The organism is Maribacter ulvicola (assembly GCF_900155985.1).
Lineage (GTDB): Bacteria > Bacteroidota > Bacteroidia > Flavobacteriales > Flavobacteriaceae > Maribacter > Maribacter ulvicola.
Map to the genome: position 1 here is coordinate 136,416 of NZ_FTMA01000001.1, position 14,484 is coordinate 150,899.

The 14,484-nt window shown below is 36.5% G+C and carries 14 protein-coding genes and 1 pseudogene; 10 read left to right on the top strand and 5 right to left on the bottom strand.

Features of this window, described 5'->3' with window-relative positions:
- Positions 1–125 precede the first annotated feature (125 nt).
- From BW936_RS00535 to BW936_RS00545, 3 genes are all read left to right on the top strand, one after another.
- The gene (locus BW936_RS00535) at positions 126–596 is read left to right on the top strand and encodes an Lrp/AsnC ligand binding domain-containing protein (RefSeq protein ID WP_076546379.1); all 471 of its coding nucleotides are present in this window, start codon (positions 126–128) and stop codon (positions 594–596) included.
- 38 nt (positions 597–634) lie between these two features.
- Positions 635–952, top strand: coding sequence for a hypothetical protein (locus BW936_RS00540; protein ID WP_076546380.1), 318 nt, complete (start codon positions 635–637; stop codon positions 950–952).
- 107 nt (positions 953–1,059) lie between these two features.
- The gene (locus tag BW936_RS00545) at positions 1,060–1,566 is read left to right on the top strand and encodes a ferritin (protein ID WP_076546381.1); all 507 of its coding nucleotides are present in this window, start codon (positions 1,060–1,062) and stop codon (positions 1,564–1,566) included.
- A 94-nt stretch (positions 1,567–1,660) separates the two neighbouring features.
- On the opposite strand, the gene BW936_RS00550 is transcribed toward BW936_RS00545, so the two are convergent.
- From BW936_RS00550 to BW936_RS00565, 4 genes and pseudogenes are all read right to left on the bottom strand, one after another.
- Positions 1,661–2,356: a zinc metallopeptidase gene (locus BW936_RS00550; protein WP_076546382.1), complete on the bottom strand. Its 696-nt coding sequence runs from the start codon at positions 2,354–2,356 to the stop codon at positions 1,661–1,663.
- Positions 2,357–2,508: 152 nt separating this feature from the next.
- Positions 2,509–3,594: pseudogene (gene ald, locus BW936_RS00555) on the bottom strand (alanine dehydrogenase).
- A gap of 116 nt (positions 3,595–3,710) precedes the next feature.
- A complete protein-coding gene (locus BW936_RS00560; RefSeq protein WP_076546383.1) occupies positions 3,711–3,965 on the bottom strand; it encodes a SemiSWEET family sugar transporter in 255 nt (84 codons plus the stop codon).
- A gap of 77 nt (positions 3,966–4,042) precedes the next feature.
- Complete coding sequence (locus BW936_RS00565; RefSeq protein ID WP_076546384.1) at positions 4,043–7,036, bottom strand: leucine--tRNA ligase; 2,994 nt, start codon at positions 7,034–7,036, stop codon at positions 4,043–4,045.
- Between the two features lie 128 nt (positions 7,037–7,164).
- Between BW936_RS00565 and BW936_RS00570 the strand changes: the two genes are divergently transcribed.
- From BW936_RS00570 to BW936_RS00595, 6 genes are all read left to right on the top strand, one after another.
- Positions 7,165–9,045 carry a T9SS type B sorting domain-containing protein gene (locus BW936_RS00570; protein ID WP_143744040.1) on the top strand — a complete coding sequence of 627 codons (1,881 nt, stop codon included), beginning with the start codon at positions 7,165–7,167 and terminating at the stop codon, positions 9,043–9,045.
- 63 nt (positions 9,046–9,108) lie between these two features.
- Positions 9,109–9,987 (top strand): cell division protein FtsX, encoded by an 879-nt coding sequence (locus BW936_RS00575; RefSeq protein WP_076546386.1) that lies wholly within the window; start codon positions 9,109–9,111, stop codon positions 9,985–9,987.
- 9 nt (positions 9,988–9,996) lie between these two features.
- On the top strand, positions 9,997–10,260 hold the full coding sequence (locus BW936_RS00580; RefSeq protein ID WP_076546387.1) for a DUF3098 domain-containing protein: 264 nt from the start codon (positions 9,997–9,999) through the stop codon (positions 10,258–10,260).
- On the top strand, positions 10,261–11,058 hold the full coding sequence (locus BW936_RS00585) for an undecaprenyl-diphosphate phosphatase (RefSeq protein WP_076546388.1): 798 nt from the start codon (positions 10,261–10,263) through the stop codon (positions 11,056–11,058).
- A gap of 22 nt (positions 11,059–11,080) precedes the next feature.
- Entirely contained in the window at positions 11,081–11,794 is a 714-nt protein-coding gene (truB, locus tag BW936_RS00590; protein ID WP_076546389.1) for a tRNA pseudouridine(55) synthase TruB, read from the top strand.
- A gap of 64 nt (positions 11,795–11,858) precedes the next feature.
- A complete protein-coding gene (locus tag BW936_RS00595; protein ID WP_076546390.1) occupies positions 11,859–12,587 on the top strand; it encodes a hypothetical protein in 729 nt (242 codons plus the stop codon).
- 157 nt (positions 12,588–12,744) lie between these two features.
- Here BW936_RS00595 and BW936_RS00600 read toward each other — a convergent pair whose 3' ends face one another.
- Complete coding sequence (locus BW936_RS00600; RefSeq protein WP_076546391.1) at positions 12,745–13,350, bottom strand: thioredoxin family protein; 606 nt, start codon at positions 13,348–13,350, stop codon at positions 12,745–12,747.
- A gap of 555 nt (positions 13,351–13,905) precedes the next feature.
- Between BW936_RS00600 and BW936_RS00605 the strand changes: the two genes are divergently transcribed.
- Positions 13,906–14,469, top strand: coding sequence for a DNA-3-methyladenine glycosylase I (locus BW936_RS00605; protein ID WP_076546392.1), 564 nt, complete (start codon positions 13,906–13,908; stop codon positions 14,467–14,469).
- The last annotated feature ends 15 nt before the right edge of the window (positions 14,470–14,484 follow it).

Genomic DNA, 14,484 nt, shown 5'->3' on the forward strand with positions numbered 1-14,484 from the left:
ATTAAGTACATTTATGTTTTAAACCCTCATTAATAATTTAATTTTACCAGGCTTGCTTGCAAATAATAAATAGAACCAAAAGCAGACCACACAGCGTTAGATTGAGGCAATAGATTTTATAACATATGAAAACACCCACTTCTTTGGCCAAAATTGACGGTATCGATAAAAAAATTTTACGCTTTTTAATGCAAGATGCGCGTAAACCGGTGCTTGAAATTGCAAGAAGTATTGGAATATCTGGCGCTGCCATTCATCAACGTTTACGAAAACTAGAAGCTTCAGGTTTATTATCTGGCTCTAAATTCATTGTCAATCCTAAATCTTTAGGGTATACCACTATGGCCTATATCGGTATTTATCTGGACAAGGCAATGAGCAATCCTATAGCCGTAAAGCAGTTAGAAAAAATTCCCGAAGTATTGGAGTGCCACTATACTACCGGTAACTGGTCTATTCTAATTAAAGTATTGTGTAGAGACAACGAACATTTAATGCAAGTACTAAACAAAGAAATTCAAGCCATAGAAGGTATCTCAAGGACAGAGACCTTTATCTCTTTAGCACAACAAATTGACAGGCAAATCACTATTTAATATTTTGATTTAATCTAAATAAGCATTAATTTTGAACTATGAAAGTGGTTTTCCGTTCTAAATTCTATACCCTTTATCAGTCCGATAAGGAAAAATGTCATTACTTGGACATGGATCAAAAGACCATTAAATTATCCTTTTGCCAATTTCTGGCCTTAAGAACTAAAGTGCGAAATATTGCTATTGAAGATCATTTTGATTCTGACCTAAACAAACATGGTTTTGAGATATTAATGCTTTGTAACAAAGAGCACCTATTTATTTTAAACACATTAGAATTACTAGATTTAAAATCTTTGGTTGAATGTAGCTTCATGACCATTGATATAGATCAGATTGCAAGTAGAACAATTTAACTTCACCTTCCTCCTTATTTATAATTAGTCTTAAATTAATTTCAAATAGAGACGCAAATTCTATAATTCATTATATAGTTACTACTTTTATATAAAATAGTAAAGTAATGAAAGATATCGCAAGATTAAACATGAGCATTAAGGTCACTTCTTTAGATGCCCTAAATGACCAAATACAAATGGAAGGTAAAGCCTCTTCATCATATTTAGCAATGGCTTCATGGTGTGATCAGAATTCATATTCAGGTAGTGCAGCATTATTCTATAGACAAGCAAGCGAAGAGCGCGAGCACATGATGAAAATATTTAAATTCATTAATGATTGTGGCGGTAATGCTATTTCGCCAGAAATATCTAATATAAACCATGACTTTTCTTCATTAGAGGAAATTTTTGAAACCGCTTTAGAGCAAGAAATCGCAGTTACGAAATCTATCAATAAAATAATTTCATTAGCGAAAAAAACAGAAGATTATGCTGTTGAAAATTTCCTACAGTGGTTCGTAAAAGAACAACTAGAAGAGGAGAAATCAATGAGAGACATTCTTGACTTATTTGAAGTTATGGGAAGAGAAGGTATTGCCATCAAATTAATTGATGAGCGCATTAAATAGTAAATGAACGTTCAATAAAGTGCTTATAATCGCTTTAATAAAAAAAGGGAGCTAAATAAATTTAGCTCCCTTTTTTATATATTACAATTAAGAATTAATCTCTACCACCAAACACTTGAAGCCCCCAGTATACCAAGGTTGCCAATGAACCAATTGCAGCAACCAAATATGTACGTGCAGCCCATTTCAAAGCATCTTCAGAGCCTTCATATTCTTGCGATGTTACCATATGCTTATTTTTCAACCATGCCAGCGCTCTATTACTTGCATCATATTCAACTGGTAACGTTACCAGGCTAAATAATGTAGCCATACCCATCATAATCAAACCAGCAACGGCCACCCAATATCCAAAGCCCACTCCTGCAGCGGCACCTAAAGCTAAACCTCCAAAAACCACCCACTGAGACATCCCAGAAGTTACGCTAACCACCGGTACTAATTTTGAACGCAAGCCCAACCACTCATAAGCTTCTGCATGCTGTACAGCATGACCACATTCATGTGCGGCCACTGCAGCTGCCGAAGCATTTCTTTGACCGTACACCCCTTCACTTAAGTTTACTGTTTTATTTGCAGGGTTGTAGTGATCTGTTAACATACCCGGCGTAGAGACAACCTTTACATCTCGTATACCATGATCTGCCAACATTTTTTCAGCAATCTCAGCCCCGCTCATTCCATTTTGCAAATGGACCTTTGAATAATACTTGAACTTGCTTTTTAACTTATTACTTACTAACCAGCTGACCAAAGCAATTGCTCCGAGCAATATATAATATCCCATCATAACATTTCAATTTTTAAATCGATTAAATATACTAAAGATCCGTAATTTCCTTTAAGAATCTTTAGATATAAAAGCAAAAACCCCGCCAAATTCCTTTTGATTATAGCGAGGCATATTTTACTGACAAAATGTACTAGCCAAGTAACTATTTTTTACCAACCAAAGGCTTCCGTAATTTCTTGATACACTACATTTCCTTCTATTATATTTAATCCTTTCTTTAAAGATGTGTCTTTCTCACAAGCTTCCTCCCATCCTAAATTTGCCAATTTTAAAGCAAACGGCAATGTTACATTAGTTAACGCCATGGTAGATGTATAAGGCACCGCACCCGGCATATTTGCTACCGAATAATGTACCACATCATCAATTATATAAATAGGGTCTTCATGCGTGGTAGGTTTTGTAGTTTCTACACAGCCTCCCTGATCTACGGCTACATCAACAATTACGGTTCCGGGTCTCATTTCTTTCAGCATATCCCTAGTAATTAGATTAGGCGCCTTTGCTCCTTTCAATAGCACCCCACCAATAATTAGATCATGGGTTTTTATAAGTCTTCTGATATTAAACTCATTAGAAAATTCTGTTACTACATGTGGCGGCATTACATCATTGGCGTAACATAAACGTTTTATGTTCACGTCTAAAATAGTTACGTGAGCCCCTAAACCTGCTGCCATTTTAGCAGCCTGTATACCCACTACACCAGCACCTAACACCAAAACTTTCCCCCGGAGCAACACCTGGCACTCCGCCTAACAACACACCTCTCCCTTTGACAGGTTTCTCTAAATATTTGGCGCCTTGCTGAATAGCCATTCTACCGGCAACTTCAGACATAGGCGTTAAAAGTGGCAATGTACCTTCTTCATCTTCTACCGTTTCATAGGCTATACAAACCGCTTTCTGCTTAATCATTGCCCTTGTTAAAGCTTCGCTTGATGCAAAATGGAAATATGTAAATAGTATTTGCCCTTCTTGAATTAAAATATATTCCTCGTCTATTGGCTCTTTCACCTTAACGATCATTTCGCTCATGGCGTAAACTCAACCAATGGTATCTAGTATTATGGCACCTGCCTATTAATAATCCTGATTAAAAAGCCGCTGCCTTCACCAGCATCTGATTGGACATATACTATGTGGCTGTTCTTTACCAATTCAAAAACTTGGACCGATGTCATACCCACCCTGCTTTCATTGTTTTTAATTTCTTCTGGAATGCCAACAATCATGACTCGTCAATTTAAATTAATTGTGCATACATTAAACTTTAAATTGACAAAACGAAAGGGTTGATAGCTTAAATCATTTAAATATTATATTTACCCCTATTCTTTAAGGGGTAGTTTTACTTGTGCCTTACTTTTAAAATAAGCATGATTAACAGTAATACTGCAGTTGCAAGATTTGCTATTATGATAGGTAAACTCTGTAATGAAAATCCGTAAACAATCCACATTATAGCACCTATCAATAAAATAGTGTACATCGTAAACGAAATGTCTTTGGTAGATTTCTCCTTCCAGGTTTTATATACCTGTGGAACAAACGCTCCAGTTGTAAATGTTGCGGCTACTAAACCTAATATTTCAATACCATCCATATCTATCTATATTATCACTGGTAATACGTTAATATTAAAAGAGGCAATTAACATCGCCTCTTTATTATTTAAATTCACTAGCCTACGATATTCACAATTTTTCCTGGCACTACTATTACTTTTTTAGGGGTACGCCCTGCTAATTGCTGTTGGGTTTTTTCATGCGCCATTACTGCCGCCTCTATTTCGTCTTTACTTAAATCTAAGGATAACTGCATGGTAAATTTCATTTTACCATTAAAAGAAATAGGGTATTCTTTATCACTCTCCTTAATATATTTTTCTTCAAATTTTGGAAAAGCTTCCGTTGCAATTGAATCAGAATGGCCCAATTTACTCCATAACTCTTCTGCGATATGTGGCGCGTACGGAGATACCAATATTGCTAAAGGCTCTAACACTTTTCTGCTTACACATTTTTGAGACGATAGTTCGTTTACACAAATCATAAATGTAGATACCGATGTATTAAAACTGAAGTTCTCAATATCTTCTTCTACCTTTTTGATGGTTTTATGCAGTGTCTTCCATGATTCTTTAGATGGCTCTTCTTCTGAAACTACGAATACACCGTCTGCCCCTGTATGGTATTGACGCCACATTTTCTTCAAGAAACCATGTGCCCCTGTTATACCTGCAGTGTTCCAAGGTTTTGATTGCTCTAACGGACCTAAGAACATTTCATACAAACGCAAACTATCTGCACCGTACTCCTCACAAATAGCATCTGGGTTTACGACGTTGTATTTAGATTTGGACATTTTTTCTACTTCGCGACCTACGACATAACCCGCTTCCTCTTCTATAAAAATCGCTTCCACAAACTCAGACCTCCATTTCTTAAACAATTCTACATCCAAAACATTAGAACTATTCACCATAGATACGTCAACATGTAAATTTTGCACATCGGAAAAATAAGGATTTATATCATTAACAATTTTTGCTCTTGGTTCGGGAGCATAATATACCGAAATATCAATTTTCAATTGCTCCTTAACTCTTAATAATCCCTCTTTTTGCTTTTGAGGATCTAATTGAAGAATGGACTTTAGATGAAAGTAAGTTCCTGAAGAAATAAATACCTGGTCTGTTGCCTCTTCCCCATCATTAAACGTCACTTTTACTTTTAATGTATAAGCAAAAGCACTAGTCCCCGTAATCATCCCTTGATTGATCAGCTTCTTGGCAAACTCGTCTTTAGGCACCAAACCTTTATCGAACATGAATTTTTGCCAGAAACGAGCATACAATAAGTGACCTGTGGCGTGCTCGCTACCACCTATATATAAATCTACATCTTGCCAGTAGTTAATAGCATTTTCAGAGAAAATTTCGTCGCTATTATGCGGGTCCATGTATCTGTTGAAATACTGTGAACTACCTGCCCAACCTGGCATTGTATTCAATTCCAACGGAAATACAGTGGTATTATTTATCTCGCTATTATTTACAACCTTATTTGTAACGGTATCCCAAGCCCAAACCTCAGCATTACCTAATGGTGGCTCGCCAGTTTCTGTTGGTAAATATTTTTCAACCTCTGGCAACTCAATTGGTAAATGTTTTGGAGAAATCATTTGCGGCATTCCTTCTACATAATACACCGGGAATGGCTCCCCCCAATATCTTTGACGACTAAAAACAGCATCGCGCAAACGGTAGTTAATCTTACCTTCACCTTGACCTAATTTCTCTAATTCATAGATAGCCAATTTCATCGCTTTCTTATACGGTAGTCCGCTTAAGAAATCGCTATTCGCTATCACCGTTTTATCTTTATCGGCATGTGCTTCTTCAGAAATATCTACACCTTCAAATATGTTAGGTATATCGATATTGAAATGCTTTGCAAAATCATAATCGCGCTGATCTCCACATGGAACGGACATTACAGCTCCTGTACCATAACCTGCCAACACGTAATCTCCGATCCAGATAGGAATAGGCTCTTTGGTAAAAGGATGCTCCGCATACGCTCCTGTAAAAGCACCCGATATGGTTTTTACGTCTGCCATACGATCACGCTCAGAACGCTTTGCCGTTGCCTCTATATATGCTTCCACCTCTGCTTTTTGCTCTACAGTGGTAATTTCACTTACCAATTCATGCTCGGGAGCCAAGGTCATAAATGACACTCCGAAAATAGTATCGGGCCTCGTAGTAAATACTTCTATTTTTTCATCATGCCCTTTCACATTGAATACGGCTGAAGCTCCTTGACTTCTCCCTATCCAATTGGTTTGTGAATCTTTTAATGGCTGCGGCCAATCTATCTTATCCAAACCATCTAATAAACGTTGTGCGTATGCAGAAATACGCATGCTCCACTGGGTCATTTTTTTACGAACAACCGGGTGACCACCACGTTCTGACACACCGTTTACTATTTCGTCATTTGCCAATACCGTACCTAATGCTGGGCACCAGTTTACCTCGGTATCCGCCAAGTATGTTAACCGATATTGTAATAATATTTCTTGTTTTCTGACATCTGAAAAAGCTTTCCAATCATCTGCAGAAAACACTGCAATATCATCATCACAAACGGCATTTACATCAGCGTTACCACCCAAAGAAAATTTAGAAATCAAAGTTTCAATATCCTCCGCCTTATCGGTATCGTTATTATACCAGGAATTGAATATTTGAATGAATATCCACTGGGTCCATTTATAATACTCAGGACTAGAAGTTCTCACCTCTCTACTCCAATCAAAAGAAAAGCCCAGTTGATCTAACTGCCTTCTATATGTTTTTATATTTGCCGCCGTTGTAACCGCCGGATGCTGGCCTGTTTGTATGGCATATTGCTCTGCCGGCAAACCAAAAGAATCATACCCCTGCGGATGTAACACATTAAACCCCTTATGCCTTTTGTATCGCGCATAAATATCACTGGCAATATAGCCTAACGGATGCCCAACATGGAGCCCCGCACCAGAAGGATAAGGAAACATATCCAACACATAGAACTTTTCTTTTTCAGAATCGTTCTCTGCTTTAAATGTTTGATTTTCTGCCCAGTATTTTTGCCATTTGGCTTCAATTTCGTTGAAATTGTATTGCATGATCTTTACTTCTTTTCTGTAAGTAACAAAAATAGGTGGAATCAATGAAAGTTAAAAGATATTGACCACATACGTTTTTAGTAATTCACTTTATAATTGTAATAAACTAAATTTGGTAACTTTGAGTTGTGATCGATAAGCAGCCCAATCTTTTCTTATTTTCTTGCCTTACCATGTTTTTGTTAGCAACAAGCGTGCATGCACAACTTGGTTTTTGTGGCGGAAATTCTGGTGACCCCATTTTTACTGAAGATTTTGGATCTGGCACCACTGACGGACCTGCACTGCCTGCCGGCACTACAACATACAATTTTACTACAGGTACGCCCAGTGATGGCGATTATACCATATCTAGCACTACCAATTATTTTGATTGGCTCTCATTACAGGATCACACCCCTGGCGATAGTAACGGGAAAGCTTTTATTGTTAATGCCAGTTTTACGGCAGGGGAATTTTATCAACGCCAGGTAACAGGCTTATGTGAAAACACCACCTATGAATTTTCATCCTGGCTTATTAACTTACAACCTGCCGGTAGCTGTGAAGGCAACAGCATACCAGTAAATGTTCGTTTTCAAATTTGGGACGAGACAGATACAAATTTGCTTGCCCAGGGCGATACAGGAAGTATACCCGGAACAGGAACTATACAATGGAACCAATACGCCCTTGTGTTTAAAACCGAACCGGCACAAACATCGGTTATTCTGAAAATGAGAAATAATAGTAATGGAGGGTGCGGAAACGACTTAGCTATTGACGATATCCTTTTTCGTTCTTGTGGCGACAATGTTACCGTTGCCACGGCAGCCAATGAAGCCAGATCGGTAGTTTGCGAAGATCAAGGCGGTGTATCCAAAACGCTTACCGCAACACCAGATTCTTCTGTTTTTAATTCTCATGCCTACCAATGGCAGCAAAGTACCGATCAACAAACTTGGGTGGATATCACCGGAGAGAACAGTGCAATTTTAAACACCCCTTCCGTAACTACCACCACATATTTTAGAACAAAAATAACAGAGGACATTATCAATGTAAATAACGATTTATGCAATGTAGTATCCGATGTTTTTGATATTACAGTGGTACCCATACCGCCTGCCCCTTCAACTAATGGAAATGTTGAAATTTGTGAAGGTGACTTAGGTCTATTATCCGTGAATACACCATCTGCCTATTCCGTAAATTGGTATGACGCCCCTACTGGCGGAAACTTGATTTTATCTGATAATCAGAATTTAGAAACCGGCATTTCCGGCACTTATTACGCTGAAGCTAATTCAGTTGAAACTGATTGCGCATCTACCACAAGAACAGCGGTTACGCTAACCGTTTATCCATTACCCATTGTGCCAGATGATTCTATTGCTTTTCTATGTGAAGATTCTTTTATCACTATAGATGCCGAAGTCGAAAATACTACCTACCAATGGTCTACAGGCGAGACCTCTCAAATGATTAACGTTACCGAAGCAGGCGAATACGAAGTCGTTGTAACCAATATAAATGGATGCTCTGCCGTACGTACCATTACGGTTGACCAAATAGATTTACCTATAATTGATAAAATAGTATCTGACGGACCATCAATAGTTGTCACTACTTCTAACCATGGTAATTTTGAATATTCTTTAGACGGAATTTCATTTCAACCCAATAACGTTTTTGAAGCCGTCGAAGGAGGTTTTTACACTATTTACGTTCAAGACAATACAGATTGCGGGGTGGTAATGCAAGCGTTTTACCATCTGGTCATTCAAAAGTTCTTTACACCTAACGGAGATACCGTCAATGACCTTTTTGAACCAGACGGATTAGAGGTTTTCAATACGGTTACCATTTCAATTTTTGACCGTTACGGGAAGCTCTTAAAATTTGGCAATACCAATTCCACATCTTGGGACGGCACTTTTAAAGGCGAACGATTGCCAGAAGATGATTATTGGTATCTTATTGACGCTGATTCTGTACAATTTAAGGGACACTTTAGCTTAAAACGTTAAGGCTTTGTTTTTTTAAGTCCCATTTAACAATACTTTGCTATTTTTACTGCACTTTTAAGTACTATGGCGAACTCCTTCGAAAATTATCAAAGACGCAAACTCATCTCCTCCTATTTTTCAGTTGTGCTGAGTATTGCATTAGTCTTGTTCCTATTGGGCATTTTAGGATTATTGGTTTTAAACACTAAAAAAATGGCAGATCGTTCTAAAGAACAAATCACCATTTCTGTCTTTCTAAAAGAAAATACCAAAAAAATTGAAGTTGAGCAGCTTCAAAAAACCTTGGCAATGTCTGACTATACCAAATCTTCTACTTACGTATCTAAAGAAGAAGCTGCGAAACAGCACAGTGAAGATATAGGCGAAGATTTTGTTGATTATTTAGGATACAATCCGCTTAAAAATTCCATAGACGTTAAACTAAATGCAGATTTTGTTACTGCTGAAAAAGTTGAAGAGATTGCGGATACCCTTTCAGAAAAGAGTTTTGTAGATGAAGTAAGTTATGACCGGGTGCTGGTGAGCATGGTTGCTAAAAGTGTGGAACAAATTGGCTTTTGGATTTTAGTTGCTAGTGCCATATTTACCTTTATCGCCGTATTATTGATCAACAGCTCTATACGTTTATCTATCTATTCTAAACGGTTTATCATAAAAACCATGCAAATGGTTGGAGCTACCAAAACCTTTATCAGAAGACCGTTTATATGGCAAAATATTAAACTTGGTATGATCGGTGCAGCAATTGCCTTATTGGCCATTGGTGGCGTTGTGTATTATGTGAATACTAATTTTCAAGATTTAGGACTACTTGAAGAACCTTATATTCTAATTACTTTATTTGTTAGCGTTTTTCTTTTGGGTATTCTTATTTCGTTCATTAGCACCTATTTCGCAACCCAACGTTTCTTAAACCTTAGAACGGACGAATTATATTATTAAATTTGTGGCATGAGTAAAAACAATAGAATGGAACAGCAACCTAAACAAGAATTTATTTTTCAGAAGAAAAATTACATGTTCATGTTTATTGGTCTTGCCTGCATTGCGTTAGGTTTTATACTAATGAGCGGCGGCGGCAGTGACGACCCCAACGTATTTAATCCGGATATATACAATTTTAGAAGAATTAGACTAGCACCAACTTTAGTACTTATTGGCTTAGGCATAGAAATTTATGCCATTTTATTGAACCCACACAAAAAGAAAAATTAATTGGATACTTTAGATGCTATTATACTTGGTATCATACAAGGATTAACCGAGTTTCTACCCGTTTCTTCAAGTGGGCATTTAGAATTGGGCAAAGCCATTTTAGGTGACAACTCTGTTCAAGAAGAAAGTTTGCTATTTACCGTAATACTTCACTTTGCTACCGCATTGAGTACCATTGTGGTTTTCAGAAAGGATATTTGGGAAATTTTAAGCGGCTTGTTTCAATTTAAATGGAACGAAGAAAGTCAGTTTTCTGTTAAAATTATTATCTCTATGCTTCCGGCCGTATGTGTAGGTTTATTTTTTGAGGAGCAATTAGAAGCATTTTTTGGAGGTAATATTAGGTTTGTAGGCTTTATGCTAATCATCACTGCAGTACTGCTATATTTTGCTGACAAAGCAAAAGACACCGATAAGAAAGTAAGTTTCAGCAACGCCTTTATCGTAGGTATTTCTCAAGCAATTGCTATGCTACCCGGTATTTCACGCAGTGGAGCTACTATTTCAACCTCTGTTCTATTAGGTGTAGACAAATCAAAAGCTGCCCGGTTTTCTTTCTTAATGGTAGTGCCATTAATTTTTGGTAAAATTGCCAAGGACCTTATGAGCGGAGATTTAACTTTTGATGGTGAAAATAATGTTGCCATGGGTGCAGGTTTTATTGCAGCCTTTATTGCCGGTCTTGCCGCTTGTACCTGGATGATTAAATTGGTACGTAAAAGCAAGCTCTCCTATTTTGCCATCTATTGTCTTGCTGTAGGATTGATTGCCGTCATATATAGCTTTACTAATTCATAGTACTATTAAAACACCCAAATTCATGGAAGATTTGACCAAAGAAGACTATTTAGATGGTCAGGTATTATTGATTGATAAACCATTAGAATGGTCCTCTTTTCAGGCGGTCAATAAATTGAAATGGGCAATCAGAAAAAAATTCAGTCTAAAGAAATTTAAAATAGGACATGCAGGTACTTTAGACCCCTTAGCAACAGGGCTTCTAATTATTTGTACAGGGAAATTTACTAAGAAAATCACCGAATACCAAGGGCAGGAAAAAGAGTATACGGGTGTTTTTACCTTAGGGGCTACAACACCGTCTTATGATCTTGAAACAGAAATAAACGAAACCTTTAACACGGACCATATTACACCCGAGCTGATAAAAGCTACTACCAATGAATTTATAGGCGATATAGAACAAGCTCCTCCTGTATTCTCAGCACTCAAAAAAGACGGTAAACGCCTATATGAATTGGCAAGAGAAGGAAAAACAGTAGAAATACCAAAACGAAAAGTAAATGTAAGCACCTTTGATATAACCGATATTGACGGGTTAAATATTCACTTTAGAATTGCATGTAGTAAAGGAACGTACATAAGGTCTATGGCACATGATTTTGGAAAATCATTGAACTCCGGAGCACATTTAATAGCATTAAGAAGAACCAAAATAGGTGATTTTAACGTAGATAATGCTCAAGACCCTTTGGTTTTTGCCGATTTCTTGTTAGGTTCAGAAGGAACCCGATAACAAATAACTGATTACCATTTATCGATCTTCTAAAATATTTTGGTATTATTAAGGTTATATACGCATGAATCTGAACAGAAAACAATTATCTCTACTTGCCACTAGCTTTAGCTTGTCTATTGTAGTGTTGGTATTATATGGTATTCAGTTTGGGGGGCAACAAGAATCTCATGAAGATTATGTAGTTGAAATGATTATGGATCCAGAAGTTTTAGAAGAAATACTAAAAAAGGAGGAACCTGAAACCGAGCAAGCAGCATCAGACCCAATAAAAAGTCACTTAGCCTTTAACGAAACTGCAAAGCCTAGTTATGGCAATCCAGAGCCGCTGCAAACTCTAGAAGAGTTAATGGAAGAACGAAGTGAAATGAGCGACGGTGATCCAAGCGAAGATATTATTTCTGATACCGGGTATACAGAAAGAATTAAAGCTTTGGCAAAAAAAAGAGAAGAGAAAAAACAATTTTTAGGCGAAAAAGAAGCTCAAAAGAAAGAATTCACCAACAACTTAGCTGCAAGAAGAACTTCTGTATCTTATTCTTTGGTAAACAGAAATAATTATAAACTACCTCCACCAATATATACTTGTATTGAAGGAGGTAAAGTTGTTATCAACATAAAAGTGAATGCTTTAGGATACGTAACCGAAGCGGATTACAATGAAAAGAGTTCTGACACTTCTAACGGATGTCTAGTTGACAATGCCATAAATTATGCTTTAAAAGCAAGATTCAATTCTTCTTCCAAAGCATCACAAAAAGGTACTATTACTTATTTATTTCAAAAAAAGTAATAGTACCTTGAGGAAAGTCCATTAAGCATTGAATAGAAAACTTAATTTTTTTCATTCAAGCGTTGGCGTATTTAAAACTTGATTTTCCAAGCAATAAAAGCCACAACTATTAGTTCTAAATAGCTTGAAATTTTTCAACAATCCTCTTTCTTTTTTATTATTGAATAGGTAGCAGCTCAAGTAAATCTTCTAAAATACTCTTCCCTTTATCCTTATTATAAAATAGCTGAAGATCCTGTTTAAACTCAGGAGTCAGCTGTCCGTGTTCCTCCTTATAATCCTCTACTAGTTTAGTTGCCTTTGCCGACCTTGGCCCCCAAGTTGCCAAAGTTGTTTCTTCTTCATTTACAGCAATTAATTTAGGTATGGATCTACCTCCATTGGTTAAAAATTGATCCATGATATCTAAATTCTCATCACGTAGAATAATAGCTAATGATATGTTTGGGTTAAGCTCTGTAATTTTATGCATTACGGGTAAGGCAGGTGAAGCATCGCCACACCAACTTTCTGACAACACCACCCAGGATATTTTCTGATCAACAGATTTAATTTTAGCTACAGCATCTTCGCTAAATTTCAATGTTTTATCCCATCTGCGCATGCGGCTATTATTCAACTGTGTATATTGCGACAATGCCTCTAACTGTTCAGGTCCCGTTGCCTGACCTTTTTCAGCCAAATCAGCAACTAATGCCCTATACTCTGCATAACTAAAACTGGTCTCCAATCCCTTTTTTACTAAATCCTCTACTAACTCCATACGTTTGCTAATTTATATTCTATAATCGAACGCTTTAGTAGCAATAATAGTACAATGCTTACAAATTCTCAAGATTTAAGGTCAAACTATTGAACAGCTTAGCTTCATCTTAAAATAATTAGTTTTATTTGATTTTGTTTTACTACAACACTTATCCACTTAAACCTCTTACATTTATTAAAAAAGGATACTTTTTTCAAAACTGATTTTTCATTCTTCCGCAGTAAATATTGCTATAAAATTAGATACTATTACTTCCATAAGCTCGTACTGATTCTAGTTTAAAAAATCAACTAATCATAGATACTTGTCTAAATTCCTTGCAAGCTGTTTATAACCAACTGTAATTAATTGAATAGCAAAAAAAATATTCCTATCAAATTGCAATAGACTTTTAATTAATAAAGAATGCTAAACAAATAATTCATAAACTGCACTTAACATAATTAAAGGAAAACAAAAGACTATCAAAACCATAAATATCATATCTCAGAACATACAAAAACACCGTATTTCAACTCATTTTCAATACTTTTGTCATTTAAATAATTTTCCATGGAACCTAAAAGATGTGGCTGGTGCAAAGGAGATTCGCTTTACGAAGCTTATCACGATCAAGAATGGGGAGTTCCAGTAAAAGACGATGATCTTTTGTTTGAGTTTTTAGTGCTGGAATCTTTTCAAGCAGGCTTAAGCTGGATCACCATTTTAAAAAAACGGGAGCACTTTAGAGTTGCATTTGATCATTTTGATTATACGAAAATTGCCAAGTATTCAGAAGCTAAAATCTTGTCTTTATTGCAAGATGAAGGTATTATCAGGAACAAATTAAAAGTCCGGGCAACTGTGACCAATGCCATCGCCTATCAAAAAGTTCAAAAAGAATACGGTAGTTTTAGTAGCTATATTTGGAAATTTGTAGATAACGAACCTATTTTAAATAAAGTCATAAATTACAAGGATGCTCCTGCCAATACACCCATTTCAGATGCTATTAGTAAAGACCTAAAAAAGCGCGGATTTAAATTTGTAGGCAGCACTATCATTTATGCATTTATGCAGGCAACAGGTATGGTAAACGACCACCAAATAGAATGCTTTAGATATGATGAAGTATAGCATAAAATAAGTATT

What these genes read in the sequence shown, in the direction of transcription:
- BW936_RS00595 (WP_076546390.1), top strand. Translation starts at nt 11,859, where the DNA reads ATGAATCTGAACAGAAAACAATTATCTCTACTTGCCACTAGCTTTAGC.
- BW936_RS00575 (WP_076546386.1), top strand. Translation starts at nt 9,109, where the DNA reads ATGGCGAACTCCTTCGAAAATTATCAAAGACGCAAACTCATCTCCTCC.
- truB (WP_076546389.1), top strand. Translation starts at nt 11,081, where the DNA reads ATGGAAGATTTGACCAAAGAAGACTATTTAGATGGTCAGGTATTATTG.
- BW936_RS00560 (WP_076546383.1), bottom strand. Translation starts at nt 3,965, where the DNA reads ATGGATGGTATTGAAATATTAGGTTTAGTAGCCGCAACATTTACAACT.
- BW936_RS00580 (WP_076546387.1), top strand. Translation starts at nt 9,997, where the DNA reads ATGAGTAAAAACAATAGAATGGAACAGCAACCTAAACAAGAATTTATT.
- BW936_RS00545 (WP_076546381.1), top strand. Translation starts at nt 1,060, where the DNA reads ATGAAAGATATCGCAAGATTAAACATGAGCATTAAGGTCACTTCTTTA.
- BW936_RS00540 (WP_076546380.1), top strand. Translation starts at nt 635, where the DNA reads ATGAAAGTGGTTTTCCGTTCTAAATTCTATACCCTTTATCAGTCCGAT.
- BW936_RS00565 (WP_076546384.1), bottom strand. Translation starts at nt 7,036, where the DNA reads ATGCAATACAATTTCAACGAAATTGAAGCCAAATGGCAAAAATACTGG.
- BW936_RS00605 (WP_076546392.1), top strand. Translation starts at nt 13,906, where the DNA reads ATGGAACCTAAAAGATGTGGCTGGTGCAAAGGAGATTCGCTTTACGAA.
- BW936_RS00535 (WP_076546379.1), top strand. Translation starts at nt 126, where the DNA reads ATGAAAACACCCACTTCTTTGGCCAAAATTGACGGTATCGATAAAAAA.
- BW936_RS00600 (WP_076546391.1), bottom strand. Translation starts at nt 13,350, where the DNA reads ATGGAGTTAGTAGAGGATTTAGTAAAAAAGGGATTGGAGACCAGTTTT.
- BW936_RS00550 (WP_076546382.1), bottom strand. Translation starts at nt 2,356, where the DNA reads ATGATGGGATATTATATATTGCTCGGAGCAATTGCTTTGGTCAGCTGG.